The sequence below is a fragment of the Desulfitibacter sp. BRH_c19 genome (assembly GCA_001515945.1).
Taxonomy (GTDB): Bacteria; Bacillota; DSM-16504; order Desulfitibacterales; family Desulfitibacteraceae; genus Desulfitibacter.
Genome location: LOER01000047.1, coordinates 1 through 20,748, shown reverse-complemented (window position 1 = coordinate 20,748; position 20,748 = coordinate 1). Strand labels below are relative to the sequence as shown.

At 35.7% G+C, this 20,748-nt stretch carries 21 protein-coding genes and 1 pseudogene; 20 read left to right on the top strand and 2 right to left on the bottom strand.

Annotated features, from left to right (window positions below; translation table 11 throughout):
* Positions 1-592 precede the first annotated feature (592 nt).
* Complete coding sequence (locus APF76_17905; protein ID KUO48760.1) at positions 593-922, top strand: rubredoxin; 330 nt, start codon at positions 593-595, stop codon at positions 920-922.
* A gap of 79 nt (positions 923-1,001) precedes the next feature.
* On the opposite strand, the gene APF76_17900 is transcribed toward APF76_17905, so the two are convergent.
* Both APF76_17900 and APF76_17895 read right to left on the bottom strand, forming a co-directional pair.
* On the bottom strand, positions 1,002-1,193 hold the full coding sequence (locus tag APF76_17900; protein KUO48759.1) for a ferredoxin: 192 nt from the start codon (positions 1,191-1,193) through the stop codon (positions 1,002-1,004).
* A gap of 126 nt (positions 1,194-1,319) precedes the next feature.
* Complete coding sequence (locus APF76_17895) at positions 1,320-1,505, bottom strand: hypothetical protein (GenBank protein ID KUO48758.1); 186 nt, start codon at positions 1,503-1,505, stop codon at positions 1,320-1,322.
* A 226-nt stretch (positions 1,506-1,731) separates the two neighbouring features.
* Between APF76_17895 and APF76_17890 the strand changes: the two genes are divergently transcribed.
* From APF76_17890 to APF76_17800, 19 genes and pseudogenes are all read left to right on the top strand, one after another.
* Positions 1,732-2,367, top strand: a complete 636-nt coding sequence (locus tag APF76_17890; GenBank protein KUO48757.1) for a hypothetical protein — start codon at positions 1,732-1,734, stop codon at positions 2,365-2,367.
* 322 nt (positions 2,368-2,689) lie between these two features.
* A complete protein-coding gene (locus tag APF76_17885; GenBank protein KUO48756.1) occupies positions 2,690-4,429 on the top strand; it encodes a hypothetical protein in 1,740 nt (579 codons plus the stop codon).
* Between the two features lie 57 nt (positions 4,430-4,486).
* Positions 4,487-5,245, top strand: a complete 759-nt coding sequence (locus APF76_17880) for a hypothetical protein (GenBank protein KUO48755.1) — start codon at positions 4,487-4,489, stop codon at positions 5,243-5,245.
* 39 nt (positions 5,246-5,284) lie between these two features.
* Entirely contained in the window at positions 5,285-6,112 is an 828-nt protein-coding gene (locus tag APF76_17875) for a hypothetical protein (GenBank protein ID KUO48754.1), read from the top strand.
* A 119-nt stretch (positions 6,113-6,231) separates the two neighbouring features.
* Positions 6,232-6,768, top strand: coding sequence for a MerR family transcriptional regulator (locus APF76_17870; protein KUO48753.1), 537 nt, complete (start codon positions 6,232-6,234; stop codon positions 6,766-6,768).
* A 352-nt stretch (positions 6,769-7,120) separates the two neighbouring features.
* Positions 7,121-8,059, top strand: a complete 939-nt coding sequence (locus APF76_17865) for a hypothetical protein (protein ID KUO48752.1) — start codon at positions 7,121-7,123, stop codon at positions 8,057-8,059.
* A 135-nt stretch (positions 8,060-8,194) separates the two neighbouring features.
* Entirely contained in the window at positions 8,195-8,995 is an 801-nt protein-coding gene (locus tag APF76_17860) for an IclR family transcriptional regulator (GenBank protein KUO48751.1), read from the top strand.
* A 296-nt stretch (positions 8,996-9,291) separates the two neighbouring features.
* The gene (locus APF76_17855; protein KUO48750.1) at positions 9,292-10,365 is read left to right on the top strand and encodes a hypothetical protein; all 1,074 of its coding nucleotides are present in this window, start codon (positions 9,292-9,294) and stop codon (positions 10,363-10,365) included.
* Between the two features lie 43 nt (positions 10,366-10,408).
* Positions 10,409-10,939, top strand: a complete 531-nt coding sequence (locus APF76_17850) for a hypothetical protein (GenBank protein KUO48749.1) — start codon at positions 10,409-10,411, stop codon at positions 10,937-10,939.
* Complete coding sequence (locus APF76_17845; protein KUO48748.1) at positions 10,930-12,207, top strand: hypothetical protein; 1,278 nt, start codon at positions 10,930-10,932, stop codon at positions 12,205-12,207. Before APF76_17850 ends, APF76_17845 begins: the two co-directional genes overlap by 10 nt.
* Before the next feature lie 24 nt (positions 12,208-12,231).
* Complete coding sequence (locus tag APF76_17840; protein ID KUO48747.1) at positions 12,232-13,227, top strand: hypothetical protein; 996 nt, start codon at positions 12,232-12,234, stop codon at positions 13,225-13,227.
* Between the two features lie 44 nt (positions 13,228-13,271).
* Positions 13,272-14,537, top strand: a complete 1,266-nt coding sequence (locus tag APF76_17835) for a hypothetical protein (GenBank protein KUO48746.1) — start codon at positions 13,272-13,274, stop codon at positions 14,535-14,537.
* 28 nt (positions 14,538-14,565) lie between these two features.
* Positions 14,566-15,876, top strand: a complete 1,311-nt coding sequence (locus tag APF76_17830) for a hypothetical protein (GenBank protein ID KUO48745.1) — start codon at positions 14,566-14,568, stop codon at positions 15,874-15,876.
* A gap of 26 nt (positions 15,877-15,902) precedes the next feature.
* Positions 15,903-17,618, top strand: a complete 1,716-nt coding sequence (locus APF76_17825; GenBank protein ID KUO48744.1) for a dihydroxy-acid dehydratase — start codon at positions 15,903-15,905, stop codon at positions 17,616-17,618.
* A gap of 104 nt (positions 17,619-17,722) precedes the next feature.
* Positions 17,723-17,908 (top strand): hypothetical protein, encoded by a 186-nt coding sequence (locus APF76_17820; protein ID KUO48743.1) that lies wholly within the window; start codon positions 17,723-17,725, stop codon positions 17,906-17,908.
* Positions 17,909-18,001: 93 nt separating this feature from the next.
* Positions 18,002-18,787 (top strand): hypothetical protein, encoded by a 786-nt coding sequence (locus tag APF76_17815; protein KUO48742.1) that lies wholly within the window; start codon positions 18,002-18,004, stop codon positions 18,785-18,787.
* 213 nt (positions 18,788-19,000) lie between these two features.
* The gene (locus APF76_17810; protein ID KUO48741.1) at positions 19,001-19,786 is read left to right on the top strand and encodes an IclR family transcriptional regulator; all 786 of its coding nucleotides are present in this window, start codon (positions 19,001-19,003) and stop codon (positions 19,784-19,786) included.
* 201 nt (positions 19,787-19,987) lie between these two features.
* Positions 19,988-20,269 carry a hypothetical protein gene (locus tag APF76_17805; GenBank protein KUO48740.1) on the top strand — a complete coding sequence of 94 codons (282 nt, stop codon included), beginning with the start codon at positions 19,988-19,990 and terminating at the stop codon, positions 20,267-20,269.
* Positions 20,270-20,357: 88 nt separating this feature from the next.
* Positions 20,358-20,748: pseudogene (locus APF76_17800) on the top strand.

The following is a 20,748-nucleotide window of genomic DNA, read 5'->3' as shown; positions in this document are numbered from 1 at the left end:
ATAGATACCTTTTACGAAAAAATAAATTAAAAAGGAGGTATTTATTTTATGTTATTTAAATCAAAGTCAAATAATAAATCAAACATGAGGTGGCTAGCAATTCTGGCATATCCTATAATATTTTTTAAAGGTATTCTCATTGGTCGGTTCTTAAATAGATTTAGACTTGGTGGAAGATAAGTATAATCACGCATCAACCATCTTTAGTGAAATGCTACTTCCTCCATGAAGCAAGTAGCATTTCTTTTTATGTTAATTTTATGTGAAGATTTTACTTGATTGGTAGGAGTTTTTAAATTTAAGCATAATACTATATGAATACTTGGTAAGCAAGAGTGAACAAGAGAAGTGGGGGTCTTAACCCATGCAAGGCTAGTGGTAGTTAGCCATCGGATAAATCTAGTTGAAAGGAGGAATTCAAATGTGCGAAAATTGTAATTGCCAACAAGAACAGAAAGAAAAAAGAACAAAATGTGAAAGTTGTGGTTTTGAAGGAGAACCTTTTACTGTCTGTCCGAGTTGTGGTACTTAAGGATGAATTCAACAGAGAATTTAGGGGATGTGCCAATTAGTAGAAGGTGAGGGGAAACTTATGTGGAAATGTTCGGTTTGTAATTATATCTACGAAGGTGGAGATGCTCCTGAAAGATGTCCCAAGTGTGGATCTCCAAAGGAGAAATATATTAAGTTAGAAGATGCCGCAGAACAAAAAATTTCCGGATCTAGAGAGACAAATCAGCTTTTAATGGTTTCTATAGAGCTATTAGAGGAATTGGAAGCTATAGGTGAACGTGGCGTAGAAATTAATCTTGATCCTGGTTGTCAAAGATATTTCACAAAACTTAAAGAGCAAGCTAAATCACTCAAACAGAATTCTTTAGCAGAAATAGAAACTCACGTTAAGAAGGATAAATGGAGTTAGAATCAAACCCGGCACATTATAATGGTGTGCCGGGTTTGATTCTAGAGCTAACTAACCTGAAGTAGAAGAATGGCTTATATTAGAGTTCTTTTATTGCATCAGTAGGACAAGATTCGACAGCCTCTTTAGCACTTTCTTCTTCGTCAGCGGGGACTTCATCAACTTTGGAAACTGCCAAGCTACCATCTTCATTCCAATCAAAAACTTCAGGACAGATATCAATGCATTCTCCACAAGCAATACAAAGATCATCATCGACTTTTACTTTCATAATTCAATGTCACCTCCTACTATAGCCACTATAGCTTTCGCCTAAAAGATGGAATTAATACCCTTATATATGAAAAACTTAACATAAAATAATTCTGTTCACAACAGTAAAATAAGCAACTAAAACTTAACTGTTTTTTCTAATGGTTGGTCTATACATATCTAGTACCCCAAGAGTTACATGAGCTAAACCGAAGCCAATTACTCCAGCGCCTAATGCTGTACCGCCAAGAACAGTTGCCCCCACACCAGTAACGGCAGCACCTAAACCTGTCACTACCCAACTAGTGGTTGTACTTTTATTTTTAGCCATAATTTTTCCTCCTTGATATTTTAACTGTCTATATTTAGTTTGGCTTTTAAATGAAATTTAAGTTATTAAATTTTTAATTAAATAGTGTAATTTTAGGAAATTATTGTACAATTAATAGATTATCAGGAGGAAGTAATATAGTATCCATTGTCCTTGACATGGGACTACCTTAGAAGCTATATTAGGCATAGTTGTTAGAATAGAAGAATACATAAGGAATGGTAATATGTTGCTCAATTATTATACTGTTAAAAACAAGGTTGAGAGCGAACTGAGTATAAAAAAGTCTCGGTTTATTTCCCATGTTGCTCCTGTGGGTGCAGCAGACCAAGCTGAAGACTTTATTCTTTCGATTAAAGAAAAACATAGAGAGGCTACACACAATGTCTATGCTTATCTTATAGGACATCAGGGGCTTATTCAAAAAGCAAGTGATGATGGTGAGCCCAGCGGTACAGCGGGAAAGCCCGTTTTAGAAGTAATAAAGAATAAGAAACTTCAGAATGTGGTAGTTGTTGTTACAAGATATTTTGGAGGTAAGCTTCTTGGGGCTGGTGGGTTAATAAGGGCATATAGTCAGTCTGCAGTTCAAGGTATTGAAGCAGCCATAGAGGTGGAAAAAATTCTTCATAAAAAACTGTCAATAACTGTTGATTACCCCCATTTTGGTGTATTACAACGAAAGATTGAAGAGTTAGAATTACCTTTGGAGGGTATAGACTATACAGATGTAGTGACGATTAATGTGTTTGCAAAAGCCATCGAAATTGAAAACATAAAAAGAATGTTCATTAACCTTACTAGTGGGCAGGCTTGTGTGACTGAAAAAGAGAACAAATATCTTGATTTCGTGAGGAAATAAGAAAGGAGTGCCCGTGGGTACTCCTTTCACATGAAATAGGATACAAGTGTTATACATATTAAGGCAAATACAGAAAACATAATAAAAGCACTACAAGTGGCTGAATTCGCATCTTGATTATTTTCAGGGAGATAGTAATCTTGCAATGAAATGTCATTTACTTCTTTCGTTGCCATTAATCCTTCCTCCCTTCGTAGGAGTATTAATTATCTTAATTTTAGGGTAGTGTGACAGATATGGCAATAGATATTTAAAGGATATTTTTTAAAATGTGTCGAATATTAGACACTATAGAAACTATTATTGACAGGTGGTGTGTCTAATGGCACTAGTTGGTGTCCAAGATCTATCGGCAAGTGACATTATGAGAGGGCCAGTAATTACCCAAGATACAAATATATCATTACAAGAATTGCAACAAAAGCTTCAGAAAAGCTTGGCAGTTGCAGTATTGATAAAAGGTGAAGAAATGGGTTTGGTTCTGCGTGAACGTGTCATTGAGCTGTCAGAAAAGCATCAGGAAGTTCCTATAACTGAGATAATGACAAAAAACATATTACCTGTTCAGTCAACTGCAGCATTGGAAGATATAATTTCCCTTATAAACGTTTTAGGCGAAGAAGGTATAGTGATGGTGGAAGAGGATAAAGGCCCAGAAGGAATTATTATACTAAAAGATTTGATGTCTTTACTATGGGATAAAGTAAAAGTGACAGAAGGAAGGCTTAAATCCGTATTGGATTCTGTTAGTGAAGCAATAACAATTATAGATAACAATGACAAAGTTGTGGGCTGGAATTATAAAGCCCAATCATTATACAATATCAAAAGTGAGGAAATACTCGGCAAAACAATTAGTTCGTTTTTTACAAACCTAGTGGTTACTGAGGCTAGAAAATCAATGAAAGAATATAAAGACACATATCATAAACCGTGCCATGACACTCATGTACTAATTAATGCTACACCTATCAAAGTTGGCGAAGAGGTAGTTGGAAGTGTCTCTAGCGAAAGAGATATTACTGAAACTGTATACCTGCATAGGGAGTTGACAAAAGCTAGTTCACAAGTTAGAAAACTAGAAAAGGCAATTAGCAAAATTGGGGAACAGAAGGATCCATTTACAAAAATAATTGGCAAGAGTAAAAAATTGCAGGATGCAATAAAAATGGCAAAAAGGGTCGCTGTAACAAATGCTTCCGTATTAATTAGAGGGGAAAGTGGAACGGGAAAAGAACTTTTTGCCGAAGCTATTCATCAGGAAAGTAATCGGAAGGATAAACCATTTGTTGTTATAAACTGTGGTGCTATTCCAGCTACGCTATTTGAAAGTGAACTTTTTGGTTATAGTGGTGGAGCTTTTACTGGTGCAGATAAAAAAGGTAAACCAGGTAAATTTGAGATAGCACATAGTGGAACAATTTTTCTTGATGAAATTGGTGAAATGCAGCTTGATATGCAAGTTAAGCTTTTAAGGGTTTTACAAAACAAAGTGTTTTATCGGGTAGGCGGTAGGGAGCCTGTACATGCCGATGTAAGAGTAGTAGCTGCTACCAATAGAAATTTAGAAGATATGATTTTACAGGGTCTTTTTCGTAAGGATTTGTATTATCGATTAAATGTTGTCTCGCTAGATATTCCACATTTACGGGAAAGAAGAGAGGATATTTCTGACACCATATTTATTTTTGTTAAAGAGTTTTGCTCCCTATATTCAAAGGAATTATTAAAGATATCTCCAGATATTATGACGATTTTATTGAATTACTCGTGGCCTGGAAATGTAAGGGAAGTACGAAATGTTGTGGAAAGGCTGGTAATACTAGCTGAAGATGGAGTTGTTAAAAAGGAGCATTTACCTGAAGAAATTAAAGGATATAGAATGGTACAGCAAAGTGAACTTGGCTCAAATCTAATTGAAGAGACGGAACGAACTGAAAGACAAATGATACTTAAAACCTTAGAGGATTGTGAAGGAAACAAATCTAAAACGGCAAAAACATTAGGTATTCCTAGAAGTACTCTCTATTATAAAATAAAAGTTTTAAACATCCAGCCGTAACTATACACTTAGATGATCTTAAAAGTGTTATTATATTTTTATTAAGGAATGTTAGATATGTCAAAAACAATCAGAGACGCTTTGGATATCAAATTAGGAAATATGATAACTGCTGTTGGAGCAGGGGGCAAAACAACTTTTTTAAAGGTGCTAGCAAAAGAGTTAATTGGACAAACAGCACCAGTTATCTTAACAACTACAACTAAAATGTTCTCTCCCGAAAAACATGAAGAGATACTTCTAATTAGTCAGAAATTTTCTAGAGAATATTTTAAGGAAAGATTATTAGAAAAACCAGTCCAAAATGGATTTATATATCTTGGAAAGGAAATAAATAAAGAAGGAAAGATGATTGGCCTCGAATCGTATCAGGTGGATCTATTAAAGGGTCTTTTCCCATTTATTTTAGTAGAAGGGGATGGATCTTTAAGAAAAAGCTTTAAAGCACCCGGAGAGCATGAACCTATAATTCCTACAGAGACAGATCTTCTCTGTCCTGTTGTTGGCCTAAAGGTTATTGGAAAACCACTAACAGGAGAATTTGTTCACAGGCCAGAAAGAGTATCATCAATAACTGGTTTACGTGTTGGACAAATCATTACCCAAGAAGCTATTACTAAGGTACTGTGTAGTTCAGAGGGCTATTATAAAAAAGAGTATAAATACGTTCCAGTATTAAACCAAGCTGATGATCTAAAGAATATTAATGATGGACTTACAATTGCTGAACAGATTTTTGCTATTTTGCCTATTAAGAAAATTATGATTACATCGTTTATAAAAAGACCGTATATGATAAAAATTGTCGACAGATAACAAATAACTAGTAAAATTTGGCTAATATGAAATTCATATATGAATGGGGGAGGTTTAATGATTGTCCTCATAAAAGGAGCAGGTGACCTTGCTTCAGGAGTTGCCCATCGATTGGTAAAAAGTGGTTTTAAAGTGGTTATGACGGAAATATCTGATCCTACAATGGTTCGCAGAACTGTTTCCTATGGAGAAGCTATATATCAAGGGAGTATGTCCATAGATGGAATAACTGCAAAAAGTGTTGATTTAGGTTGTGATTTTGAATTGATGTGGGCAAAAAAGGAGATTCCTGTTCTAGTGGATCCCGATGCATCCTGTATTGATATCCTTCATCCTCATGTGATAGTGGACGGGATTATTGCCAAGAAGAATACAGGAACTTATAAGGATCAAGCACCCTTAACCATTGGACTTGGTCCAGGTTTTAATGCAGGCGCTGACGTGGATCTTGTCATTGAAACGATGAGAGGTCATAACCTTGGAAGAGTGATTTGTAAGGGCTTTGCTCAACCAAATACTGGAGTTCCGGGAGAAATAGGTGGTCATAGTATAAAGAGATTGCTTAAAGCTCCTGCTGAAGGTATCTTCATTGCCAGTCATGAAATTGGTGATCATGTACAAGAAGGAACTGTGATTGGAAGAGTTGGTAATACTCAGGTGCAAACAGAAATCGCGGGTATTCTTAGAGGTTTAATCAAATCTGGGATAACAGTTTATAAAGGCATGAAAATTGGGGATGTGGACCCAAGGGCTACTAAAGAATACTGTTTTACCATATCTGATAAGGCAAGAGCAATAGCTGGCGGTGTGTTAGAGGCAATACTATCATTTTGTGATGAAAAGACACTACAATTAGAGCAATTTTAGAATACAGAATACAGAATTCAGAAGAAGAGCTTTTCTCGAATTTAGATTTGTGGTCTTATGCTGGCTACTGGCTCCTGTATTTGGATATTCTATGTCTATAGCTACAGGGGGAACTTTATATGTTGGGTGAGAAAATTAGAAAAATTCGTTCTGAAAAAAACATGAGTTTGAGAGACTTAGCAGAAGGAACTGGTTTAACACCAAGCTTCTTAAGTCAAATGGAGAGAGATTTAACAGAGCCATCAATAACTTCTTTGAGAAAAATTTCTGCTGCGTTGGATGTACCAATATTTTTCTTTCTGGTGGAAGATGATGAAACTAATCCTGTAATTAGAAAAAATCAGAGGAAGGTATTACAACTTCCACAGTCAAATCTAATTTATGAACTCCTATCTCCAGACTTCGAAAAAAGTATGGAAATCATGATAGCCAGGTTAAAGCCAGGTGCAGAAAGCTGCGAGATACCATTATCCCATTCCGGTGAAGAATGTCTAGTTGTCCTTGAAGGAAAAATGGAGATAACTGTCGGTAGCAGCACATATATACTTGAAGAAGGGGACTCCATTTACTACCATAGTGCAGTTCCCCACATTTTAAAAAGCATAGGGGAGAATGAATTGGTATTCTTGTCGGCAATGACACCAGCTATGTTTTAATATATATCTCTCTGAAGAAGTTTGCTCAAAACTATTTTGGGCAGACTTCTTATTTTTTTGCATAAATGTACAATGAAGTCCGCTGGGATGCCCATACTATTCTGCATAGTAGAACGGCATATACTGGCTGTAGAAAAAAATATATATTTTTAGCAGGAAATAAGATCTTAATGACGAATACTTCAAAAACAAGCATAATGAGAATGATGTTCTGTATAACAGAACAAAACGCAAGGGTTTGTTTGTATAGATTGTAAGGAGGTAGATGCTTAATAAGTCAATGATTAAATTTAAAGTTGCTTTATTAAGATAAAATATTCTGATTAAACAAAATTGAATGGAGGTTTTTAAAATGGCATTTGCAGACATTGCTAAATTTATTGAAGAAAAAACAGATTTTCCACTAAAGGATAGACATGATTTACCGTCATCCCCATTAACCTTTGAAGGCGGGGCACATTACAGAATGGAGATAACGGGCATAGAGTGCGCTGAAAACTTTGAATATTTGAGCAAAGAAATTGATAAGCGTAAAATTCCTATTCATAGGGTAATTGGTACGGTCGGAGGTTCAGCTAAATTAGATTTTCAAGAGTTAAAATATTATGCTCAAATTGCAGCAGATAATAAAATTGAAGTGCTTGTAAACCCTGTTCCTAGTAGATCTTGGGATCATGGTAGACAATATACAACTTCTGAAGGATATGTATCGGGAATGAGGATAAGAGGACAAGACAATCTATATTTGTGGCTCAAAGAATTTGACAGATGTTTAGAAGCAGGAATAAGAGGGTTTTTAATTTGTGATGAAGGCTTACTGAGTTTACTTAATGATATGAAAAAAGAAGGAGTTATTCCTAAAGATGTTAAGTTCAAAGTTTCTGTATTTGCAGGGCATGGTAATGCAGTAGGAGGTAAGCTACTTCAAGACTTAGGTGCAGACAGCTTTAACCCACTAGGAGATTTAACTTGGGCGATGCTTGCTTCTGTAAGAAGTGTAACAAGAATACCTATGGATGTGTATATGAGCGTGGTAGACTCCATGGGAGGTTTCCAGAGAAACCTGGAGGCTGACGAAATAGCAAGAATATGTGCACCAGTTTACTTTAAATTTGAACCTGGAAAAAATGAAGCTGATATTTATAATCCATGGTCTTCACCAGCTCATCTCAATGAATTAGTTAAATTAAAAATGCAATATGCGGTAATTGCAAAAGAATGGTGCGATAGAAGCAATTATAACCTCGTATTCAACGACTATAAAGATGACTTATCTATTCCAAGACCATAAATAGCAATTCTTAGCTGGTTCATGGTAAAAGCTACCTGCGCCAACTAAGAATAATAAATATTCTGAATCTTGCAAGTTTAGTCTATCTTTGAACTATTGTACTAGAAAAAATTATTGGTTTTAGATTAGGAGGCTATTAAATTGAATAATCCAACTCATATCCCAAAGTATCCGGTTCAAACACTTGAAAAAGCATTAGACATCATCGATCTTCTATCCAAGACTGGTGCAAGGAATTCATTAGGCATCAGCGATATTAGTCGCAAACTAGGATTAGGAAAAAGTACAGTACACCGAATTCTAGATACCTTGGTTGCTGCTAAGTATATTGAAAGGTGCCCTCGCACTCATGGTTATCGGCTTGGTTGGAGATTGTTCGAAATTGGCAACAAGGTACCTCTTCAACACGACCTGTATAGTTTTGACTATGAGATTTTACAAGACCTTTGTGATGAGTTTTCTGAAGCGGTGAATTTTGGTGTTCGGGATGAGAAAGATGTGGTTATAGTTTCTAAAGTTGATCCTGAAACAAGGCTAAAAGTTAACAGGCAAATAGGTACTCGTGAGCCATTACACGCAACTTCAATAGGGAAGGTTTTGATTTCTGAGTTACCTGATGAAGAACTAAATAAGCTATTAGGTTCTACTCCGCTTGAAGCTTTTACTCCAGGAACAATAACAACCTTAGATGATCTTAAAGTTGAAATAGAAAAAGTACGGGTACAAGGCTTTGCAATTGACAATGAGGAGTTATTTCAGGGTTTAGTATGCATTGCTATGCCGATAAGAGACTACGATAACAAAATTGTTGCAGCGTTAAGTGTAAGTGGGCCATCTTTCAGGATGAATTTTAATAAACTAACAAATATAAAAATCAAACTGCAGCAGGTGAGCAGAGAGCTGTCTGATTATATGGGTGCAGAGTCTCGCAGTTGAATTCGTTTCAACTATGCAATTGTAATATTTTCATAGAGTTTTACGAATTTGGAGTGTCCAAAAAAGCTCATCAATCCCGAAATGTTTGCCAATAGTAGTGGGAATATATACGTCAGTTGAGACAAGATGCATGGCAAAGTGTTTGAAAAAATGACTTAACTCAAGAAAGAGAGAGTATAGAATTATCTAAGATGAGATTTAGGCTTTTGAGCAAACGTTAATTGAAAGGGGTGATAAACAGTAAAAGGTTAAAGAAAAGAAATTATTTTTGAATACTAAAAAAGGAGGAATTAAATGTGAAAATTAATAAAAAGTTAATAGTATTTATGATTTTACTGTTTGCTGTGGTTCTTATTTCTGGTTGTGGTTCTAGTAATGATTCAGACTCTAGTGGTAATGTTGAGAAGGATGATTCAAAAGAAAAAATAGTTATAAAATGGGGACACTTTGCACCACCTGATCAGCCACTTGAATTAGCTTTACAAAAAATGGTTAAAAGAATTTCTGACCGTACTGATGGAAGAGTGCAAATAGATACTTTTCCGGCTAGTCAGTTAGGTTCTATTCCTGAACAGCTAGAACAAGTGATGGGTGGTAGTTTGCAAATGATGTATAGTACTCCTTCTCCGTTTGCTGCTTTCCAACCGGAATGGTCAGTAGTTGATGCTCCATTTGTATTCGATGATATCGATCATGCAAGAGAATTTGCACGTTCTGATATGGTTCAAGAAATGGCTAAAGAATTTCTTGATGAAAAAGGTGTTAGGATACTAGATCCATCCCCGATTTTTGGTCCTAGACATTTAAGTACCAAGAATACTCCTGTAAAAACGCCTGCAGACTTGAAGGGTTTAAAAATTCGTGTCCATGAAGCTCAAACTAGGGTTGACATGATTGAGGCTTGGGGGGCTTCACCTGTAGTTACTCCGACTGCTGAAATGTATCTTTCAATGCAGACTGGGTTGGCTGACGGGCAAGAAAGTCCACTATCCTGGCAGATGGATAACAAGTATTGGGAAGTTCAGAAATATGTTATGCTTACTAATCATTTCATTCAAAATGAAATGGTAATTATAAATGAGGAATTTTACCAATCATTACCTGAAGATATTAAGGAAATTTTACTAGAAGAAGTTAGTATTTTAGCGGATGATGTAACAAATATGTACATTGAAGCAAATGAGGCTGCTAAAGCTGTTCTAGAGGCTAATGGAATGGTTATCATTGAAGATGTGGATTTAGATGCATTCAGAGAGGCTACAGAGAGCATGTGGAGTAAATGGGAAAGTCAGTGGGGAGAAGGAGCACATCAGCGAGTAATTGATAGGGACTACAATGTTCTTACCCCTGAGGAATGGAGAAACTACTAAGCAAGATACTTTCGTAAAAGGGAGGGAGGAGTGCTGAATACTTATGTATTCAGCACTCCAATTTAAAATGTACTCTAAAAAATTAAAATTCTTTTTTGACAACTTTGAGGAAATAATTGGAGGCATCTTGCTAATTTTGGTTCTAACTATGGTTTGTAGTGAAATACTATCAAGAAGCTTATTAGGTAGATCTATCATTTGGGTTGAAGAAGTTTCTAGAGTTTTATTTGTATGGGCAATTTTGATAGGCGCAGGTGCTGGTATTAAAACTAATCAGTTAGTCAGTATTGATGTTGTATATCAAAAAATTCCAGATCGGTTTAAAATAGTTTTAGACATTATTATATTTATAAGTATTTCAATTGGTCTGTTTGTACTAGGATATACTGGGTACAATTTAATGTTGAAATATATGAGTGATTTAATGGCAATGAGTGGACTTCCTCGTGGCTATCTCTATGCCAGTGTACCAGTGGGTTGTGTGGTAATGATATTAAGGTTAATTCAGAAATATTATCCAGTATTTTTTAAAAGAAATTACAAATTAATATGGAGGGCGAATAAATGGTTATAACACTTTTAATCTTTATGATGATTTTATTCGCCTTTAATATCCCTGTTGCTTTTGCAATATTGTTTACAGCTGTCTGTGCAATATTGTTTGGCGGTGGTTATGATCCCAGTATTTTGTCTCAAAGAGTAATTGCTGGAACAAATAGTTTCGTTCTATTGACAGTTCCATTCTTTTTGTTAACAGGTTTGCTTATGAATACTGGAGGTATTACTCATAGAATATTTCGTTTTGCGAAAGCATTGGTAGGTCATATTAGGGGTGGATTAGGACATGTAAATATTGTTGCCAGCATTATATTTTCTGGTATGTCAGGTGCAGCCCAAGCAGATGCAGCAGGGTTAGGTCAAATTGAAATTGAAGGAATGAAAGAAGAAGGGTATGATGTTGGTTTTAGTGCAGCCGTTACAGCAGCATCATCAACCATAGGTCCTATTATTCCTCCTAGCATATCTATGGTAGTGTATGGTTCTATGGGTGGTGTATCTATAGGGGCTTTACTCTTGGCAGGTATAATTCCAGGTCTATTAATGGGAGCATTAATGATGATGGTAGTTTATATGATTAGCAAAAAACGTAATTATCCCGTAGGTAAAAGGGCATCTTTAAAGGAATTAACAGCTAGTTTTAAGGATGCAATTTGGGCTTTGTTGGCTCCAGTTATCCTAGTTGGAGGAATTTTTAGTGGAAACTTTACACCTACGGAAGCAGGGGCTATCTGTGCAGTATATTCCTTTATAGTCTCAACTTTTATTTATAAGGAATTAAAGTTCAAGGATATTCCATTAATTTTTAGTCAGCTTGTTGTATCCAACGCGGGTATAATGTTAATCATTGGTGCGGCATCTTCTCTCGGATATGTACTAACAATGGAAGGTGTGCCTCAGTCCTTGGCACACTGGCTTACCTCTATTTCTGATGCTAAGTGGGTTATCTTATTAGTATTAAACGGAGCCTTATTAATTGTAGGTATGTTTTTAGAAGGTATTGCTGTATTGACTATTATGATTCCAATATTAAAACCTCTGGCTATGAATTTGGATATAAATTTGGTTCATTTTGGTGTTATGGTTGTGTTAAACTTAATGATTGGTACATTAACACCACCATTGGGTGTAGTTAGTTATATCATTTCAAGCATTGCAAAAATCTCTATAGTTGAACTTATGAAGGATTTGTGGCCATTTTTAATAGCCTTACTTGTAGCACTATTACTAATAACGTTTATACCTCAAATTTCACTATTTTTGCCAAATCTATTACTAAATTAATTTCTAACAAGGAGAGGAAAGTAAATGACTATAATGAATTCACGAGAAAGATTATTAACTGCAATGAGACTGGGACAACCGGATCGGGTACCTTTTTTTGATGCTATTGATAAAAGCATACAAATGCAAGTTATGGGTAAAAAGGATTTTACTTGTGTTGATCTTGCTCAAAAGTTAGGGATGGATGCGATTGGATTTGATTTTTTCCCACCGCTGTTTTGTGTGAGAAAAGAGATAGATGGAATTGACCATGTTGTCGATGGATTAATTAAAAAGGCTGAGGATTTACATTTGATGAAGTTGCCTGATCCAGATAATAAAGAGTTATATTCGGAAGCAGAAAGCTTTATAGATAAATACGGGAAAAGTGGATACGCTATATATGCTCGTATAAGGTTAGGTGCCAGTCCTACATTATTAAGTATGGGCTTGGATGGTTTTTCATATGCTCTATATGATAATCCTGATTTAGTTCATGAAATTTTAGATAAATATAGTAATTGGAGCAAAAGGGTGATTGAAAATCTTAATGAAATTGGGATTGACTTCTATTGGTCCTGTGATGATCTAGCATATAAAACTGGACCAATGTTTTCACCGCAGGTATTTAGAGATGTGTTTTTGCCCTATATGAAAAGAGCAGCTGATGCCATAAAACTACCATGGATTTTTCATAGTGATGGTAATTTAATGCCATTAATTGAAGACCTACTATCGCTAAAAATGAGCTGCCTCCATCCAATTGAACCAGGAGCAATGGATATCGAACAAGTAAAAAAAACCTATGGCAATAAGATTTGTCTAATGGGAAACATAGATTTGCATTATACGTTGACCCAGGGTACCCCTGATGAAGTAGATGAGGAAGTAAAACTACGAATTAATCAGGCTGGGACTGGAGGCGGATACATTTTATCTAGCGCCAATAGTATTCCCAATTATGTAAAAGTAGAAAATCTTTTAGCAATGGCGGAAGCAGTAAAGAAGTATGGCAAATATCCATTGGACATTGATCAATAGTTAGTAAGAGCTAGTAAGTATTGATTAAAACTGGAGGCGATACTGTGTCTATATATGAAGATGTAAAAAAGGAAATAGATGCCTTACAAACAGAAATTATTGACTATGCGAAAAAATTAATAAAATTTCCTACGAAGTCTGGTAATGAAATTCTTGCACAGCGATATGTTAAAGAGGTTTTGGAGGATTTAGATTTTGATTATATTGATATGTGGGAACCTGATATAAATGAATTGAAGAAACATGAGGCCTTTGTATCTTCTCGTGATAGTTTTATAAATAGCCCTAATGTTGTAGGGGTTCTCAAGGGTACGGGAAATGGAAAATCTTTAATTCTAAATAGTCATATTGATATAGTCTCTGAAGGTGATTTAAATGAATGGTCATATTCTCCATTTGAAGGGACCGTTGTTAATAATAAAATTATTGGCCGCGGTGTTTCTGATATGAAGGGAGTTAATTCAGCAATATTTGGTGTATTAAAAGCATTCAAAAAATTAGGTGTAAAATTAAAGGGTGACTTGATATTTCAATCTGTAATAGAAGAGGAAACTGGCGGGGCTGGAAGCTTAGCTTGTGCACTTAGAGGATATAAAGCAGATGCTGCAATAATACCTGAACCTGTTGGTTTTAAAATATGCCCAGCTCAACAGGGTGTCCTATACTTTAAGATTAATATACCCGGACAATCATTTCATGGTGGTAAAAGATATTTGGGAGTAAGTGCCATTGAGAAAGCCTATAAAGTTTTATTAGCAATTGAGAGTTTGGAGAAGCATAGATGCGAAATATACGCTAGTCCTTTGTATAAAGATGTTCCAATTCCGTTCACAATAAACGTGGGTACTATAAATGGAGGAGTTTGGCCGTCAACTGTTCCTGATTTAGTTGCTATTGAGGGGAGAATGGGTGTTGCTCCCGGAGAAAAACTAGATAACGGCAAAAAAATGCTTGAAAATTGGATTTCAGAAGCAGCAGATAAAGATTCTTGGTTGAAAAATAATAGGCCAGAAGTTCAGTGGTTAAAAAATTTTTTAGGTTCTGCTTGTATTGAAAATGATCATGAAATAGTAAAAACAGCCCAAAAAGCATATAAAAGACATTTCAATAAAGATGCTGAACTTGGAGGTACGCCATTTGGCACAGATGCTAGGTCATTAACTGAGTTTTCTAATACGCCTACAATTGTTTTTGGTCCTGGTTCTGTTGCACATTGTCCAGATGAGTATCTAGAGATAGATGTGCTTATGGATTATACAAAAGTCTTAGCAGAGATTATCTTAGATTGGAATGAATATGAAAAGCACTAGTTTTATTAGGGCTCGTGGAGGGAGAAAAATGTTTGAAACCAATAAAATGGAGCTTGAAAAGTGGTTTAAATGGGGTTTCCCTAATTTAGTGCCCATAAAACAAAAGTTTGATGAGCAAAGGGTAAAAGATTTAAAACAAATAATTTGCCAAGAGTTTGCAAAAGAAGAAATTAAGAATGCTATTAAACCAGGTCAGAGGATTGCTGTAGCTGTGGGTAGCAGAGGTATTGTGCATTTGCAAGAGATAGTAGCACTTACCATTGCAAACATAAAGAAATTAGGTGGAAGACCCTTTATAGTACCTGCAATGGGTAGTCACGGCGGTGCAACGAGTAAAGGACAGGCTAAAGTTTTGAAATCCTATGGTATTACTGAGAGTTTAGTAGGAGCCCCCGTTGTTTCTTCCATGGAAACCGTTGAATTGCCAAAATCTAAGTTTGGAGAAAGTATAAATTTTGATAAACACGCGTATAATGCCGATGGTGTTATACTTATAAATAGAGTAAAAGCACATACAGACTTTAAAGGACCATTTGAAAGTGGATTAATGAAAATGCTTGTAATAGGTTTAGGTAAACATAAGGGTGCAGCTTGGGCACATGCTAGGGGTGTTGACCAATTTGTTGATTTAATTCCCACAATTGGTATGGAAATTATCAAGAAGACTAAGATATTATTCGGTCTAGCTATTTTAGAAAATGCTTACAAAGAGATTGCTCATGTAGAAACAGTTATAGCCGATAATTTTTTTCAAAGGGAACCTCAGTTGTTAAGTTGGGCAAAATCCATTATGGGAAGAATTATTCCTAAGGAGTTTGATATATTGCTTGTAGAGGAAATAGGTAAAGATATAAGTGGTACGGGTATGGATACAAATGTTATAAGTCGTTCAGCATCAAATTTCCCTGGTTTTGAAGATCTAAATTATCAAAGATTGGTTGTTTTTGATTTAACAGATACTACCGAGGGGAATGCGTGTGGAATAGGATTAGCTGATATAACTACAAGATTGTTAGTTAATAAAATTAATTTTAATTATTTATATACCAATTCTTTAACAGCATCAATTCTTGAATCAGCTAAAATACCCATAGTCATGGAGATGGAAAAACACGCAATAATGGCAGCGATCATCACATCTCAAAGAGTTGATCTAAATGCACCAAAAATAGTGTTTATTAAAAATACTGCGGAATTGGACCACATACTTGTAACCGAATCTTTGGCTAAAGATTTGGTAGAAAACAATAATATTGAGGTTAGGGGGAATCCTTTACCAATGGAATTTTCTAATGAAGGTACTCTACTAGTTAGACCTTCGCAGTTTGAAATAAAGTAAAAAACCATATACATGGAGGTGAGACAATGCTTAGAAGTCAAGAATTGAGGAAGATAGGTCCAGAAGTTGACCCTCTTTTGTTAGGAAGCGGATGGCTTCCTGAGGATTTAAACAAACCTCAAATATTACTAGAAAGCACATATGGAGATAGTCATCCTGGTAGTAAACACCTCAATCAGTTGGTGGAAGAGGCTAAGATAGGAGTTTACAAAGCAAATGGAAAACCTGCTGTATATACAGTAACTGATATATGTGATGGAATAGCTACTGGGCATGATGGCATGAATTATTCTTTGGTGTCTAGAGATATTATTGCAGCCATGGTCGAAATACACGCTAAAGCGATGCCTTTTGATGCTTTATTAACTTTTTCATCGTGTGATAAATCTACTCCAGCTCACTTAATGGCATTAACACGACTCAACATACCTGGCTTACATTTTTGTGGTGGATCTATGATGCCAGGCCCTAATTTTATTTCGGCTGAAAAGTGTTATGAGACAAATGAATTAGTAAAGAAAGGTGAAATGACATTAAAGAAGCAACTTTATTTCCAAGTAAATGCTTGTCCTACTTGTGGCGCATGCCAATATATGGGAACTGCTAGTACAATGCAAGTTATGGCTGAAGCTTTAGGCCTGTCTTTACCAGGAAATGCTTTAATGCCTGCGTGGTCTAATCTAATTAAACATTTAGCAAATAAAGCTGGGCAACAAGTAATGGAATTAGTAAAAAGTGATTTAACTCCTTCATATATACTAACACAAAAGGCATTTGAAAATGCAATGATGGTTCATTCAGCAGTTTCTGGTTCAACTAATATATTGCTCCATTTACCAGCAATAGCTAAAGAAGCTAATCTATCAATTAAACTTGAAGATTTTGACTACATTAACAAGCATATTCCTGTCCTAGCAGGCTTAAAAACATCTGGACCGTGGCCGACTCAAATACTTTGGTATGCTGGGGGTGTCCCAGGCATAATGATGGCGCTAAAGGACCATCTTCATTTGGACGCGTTAACCATAACAGGCAAAACAGTTGGGGAAAATCTAGAAAACTTGCGTGAAGAGGGATTTTTTCATAATAATCATTTATATTTAGAAAGCTTTGGTATAAAGCCAAAAGATGTTATTAGACCTTTAAGTTCACCTTACAAGCCAGTAGGAGGAATAGCTGTTTTAAAAGGGAATCTAGCACCAGATGGAGCAGTAGTAAAACAAGCAGCTATCGATCTAGACATGCATCAACATACTGGACCTGCACGCGTCTTTGATTGCGAAGAAGAAGCAATCAAAGCAATAGATAATGAAGATATAAAGCCTGGTGATATTCTTGTAATTAGATATGAAGGGCCAAAAGGTGCAGGGATGCCTGAAATGTTAAAAACTACGGAGGCAATCTACAATCGTCCAGAGCTTTTAGCATCTACTGCATTAATTACTGATGGTAGATTTTCTGGGGCTACAAGGGGCCCAGCTATAGGACATGTTTCTCCAGAGGCCATTGATGGAGGACCTATTGCTTTGATAAAAGAAGGTGACATTATCAGAATAGATATACCAAAGAGGTCTTTGGATATTATTGGATGCATTGACGGGCAAAAATCTCCTGAAGAAGTTGATATAATGCTTAAGGAACGCTTCGAAAAATGGTTCAAACCCGAACGTAAGAAAAATGGGGTTTTGGGATTATACGTTAAAAATGCTGGTGCCACTGCAAAAGGTGCATCCATGTATTAGGAAGATATCAACTAAGAGAGACCAAGACTTATGCACCCAATTGAAATCTTAGCAAACTCACTAAGAGAGTAACTTCCCTCCTCATATAGATTCAGCAGGTACAAATGCCTGCTGAATCTTTTATATTTATTGGTTGCTTGGCAACATGTTACATGTTATACTTTTTTGTAACTACAATAAATTGTTTAGAAATAATCAGAATAGTAAGTTTAAGCCAAACATACCCCTGGATATTCAATATTAATATGCTTCTAGATTTGTTATTTTCGAGGCAAAAAAAAGGAGATTAGAGAAATAAATAGAATAGTAAAGATACTTTAAACCTAATGTTCGCAAATGTATGAAAAAGTTTGAAACTTGGCACCAGGGGAGGTTTTTTTACATTGAACACAAAAAATACAGATGGTTACCTTGTGCACTCACTTGCGAAGGGTGTAAAAGTATTATCAGCTTTTGATTATGGTAAGAAAGAGTTATCAGTACAAGAAATCAGTAAAATTACAAGCATTCATAGGACTACTGTACACAGATCAGTTTTTACTTTGGAAAAGGAAGGTTTTATAGAGAGAAATGAAACCAATGGTAAATATAGATTAGGGTTAAAGCTATTTGAATTAGGAAATATGGTTGCGGCGAATATGGATATTAGACATAGGGCTAGAACATACCTAGAAAAACTTGCAGATAATTGTGGGATAGCTGTTCACCTTGTCATTAGAGATGGCTGGGAGGCAATTTATATTGACAAAGTAGAACCTACAAAAAGCATGATAAGATATTCACGTATTGGTAAGAGAGTTCCCTTATATTGCACGGCCGTAGGCAAAGTACTTTTAGGGGGGTTACCCGAGGAAGATATTATCAAAGCACTATCAAAAATTGAATTCATGAAATTAACACCGAACACGATAGATAATTTATATGAATTATTAAAACAAGTGCAAAATGCTAAAGAGGTTGGTTATGCACTTGATCTCGAAGAATTAGAGTTAGGGCTTAATTGTATTGCGGTTCCTATCTATAATCACTTTGGAAATATTATAGCTGCAGTTAGTGCTTCTGGATCTGCATCTCAGTTCCCGGTAGAAAACATTCAGGAACTAGTTAAAAACGTTCAGGAAACTGGCAATGGAATATCTTCAAGTTTAGGATGGATTGCAGATAGATGAAGAAACTAGCTAAATCTCTGTCAGGATAACCGAACAGAATTCTACATTGCCGAATTTATCCTGCAGGAAAAGGTAATAATTTGTCGAAATATGTCTATAAGTAGGAAAAAAGACAGAATGAAAAAGTTGCTATGATAAAGAGTTAAAATAGTTAGAATATATAAAAAGAGTTATTTCCTCAATTTAATTAGAAGAGAGGACTGGTTTAAATTCATGATTCAATCAGTAGCTAGAGCTGCAAAAATACTGGATATATTAGCAACTGCAAATAGGGAAATGGCTCTGGTAGAAATAACTAATCACTTGGGATTGGCAAAGAGTACTGTACATGGTTTGCTATCAACGTTAAGAAAACTTAATCTTGTAGAACAGTCTGGATTTAACGGAAAATATAGGCTTGGGATACGTCTTTTTGAACTTGGGACAATCGTATCTAATAATTGGGATATACGTACTGTAGCTTCTCCTCACATTCAGAGATTACTTGAGCTTCTAGGTGAAACTGTACACCTTGTTGTGATGGATAATGATGAAGTACTTTACGTCGATAAAAGAGAATGGCATCATATATCTTTACGGGTAGTAACTCAGGTTGGCATGAGATTGCCTGCTCATTGTACGGGTGTGGGTAAAGTTTTATTAGCATATATGCCAGCTAGTGAAGTTAAAGGTATAGTGGAAAAAAGAGGTATGCCTCATTTTACAAAGAACACAGTAACTGATCTAAATAGATTGATGGAAGACTTAGAGGTAATTAAATTACAGGGATATGCTATAGATAATGAAGAATTAATAAGTGGGGTTAGTTGCGTAGCGGCACCTATATATGATAATAATGGTAAAGTCATTGGAGCCATTAGTGTTTCAGGACCATCGGGTAAAATAAAGGGGGAAAAGTATTCTGAGATAGTTGAGGAAATAACAGGTACTGCCATGACTATTTCCAGAGAACTAGGCTATAAAGAAACGTTACTGTTGAAAGAAAAAGGGTTAATATAAACAGGATTCTTGACTTCAGGTGGAGTTTTTACTCCGTCTGAAGGTTAGAAACCGTTATCCAGGGACATAGCACCGCTTATCTCCCACTTACGCCATAGTTCTAGCATTGTGATTTTTGCAATGCGTAGAAATACCAGTACAAGGCTAGAAGATGGGAGTCTTAGCGGTGATAGTCATCGGATAAAAGTGGGGGATAGAAAGATGCAACAGTTAATTGTGATTAATCCAAAAGACAATGTAGCTACTGCTACAACAGATTTACAAAAAGGACAAGAAATTAAAGTTGAAGCTGGTAATGCTTCTGTACTTATTAGATTAAAATGCGACATTGGTTTCGGTCATAAGGTTGCAATAATGGATATTCAAAGTGGTAGTGCAGTATATAAGTATGGAGAGGAAATAGGACTAACCACAAATAACATTTCCTTAGGAGAGCATGTACATGTTTTAAGCCAAAGAGGCAGAGGGGATTTAAGCAATTAAGGGGGTGATAGTAAGCAAAAGTAGGGTAAGCTAATGTATTTGAAAGTTTGCTCAAAACTACAGATTATAAAAACAAGGAGGAGTATTTGTGAAGAAGAGAAATTCAAAGGTTTTAATACTAATAATTGTAGCTTTATTTGCAATGGCACTAGTAGCTGGTTGTGGAGGTACTGATGGTAACAATGAAAATGGTAACAATGAAAATGGTACTAATAATGAGGAAGTTGAAACTATAGTATTAAAAGCAGCAAATAGTGTTGATATGACACACCCATATCATCTAGGTCTTGTTGAATATGGCAAGATGATTGAAGAAAGAACTGATGGCAAATATAGTTTAGAAATATTTCCTAGTGCACAATTAGGTTCTGAAAGAGAAATCATTGAAGGCGTTCAGATGGGAACAATTGATATGGCTGTAGTTTCAACAGCACCACTAGCTGGTTTCTCAGATGCATTCCTAGTAACAGACCTACCAT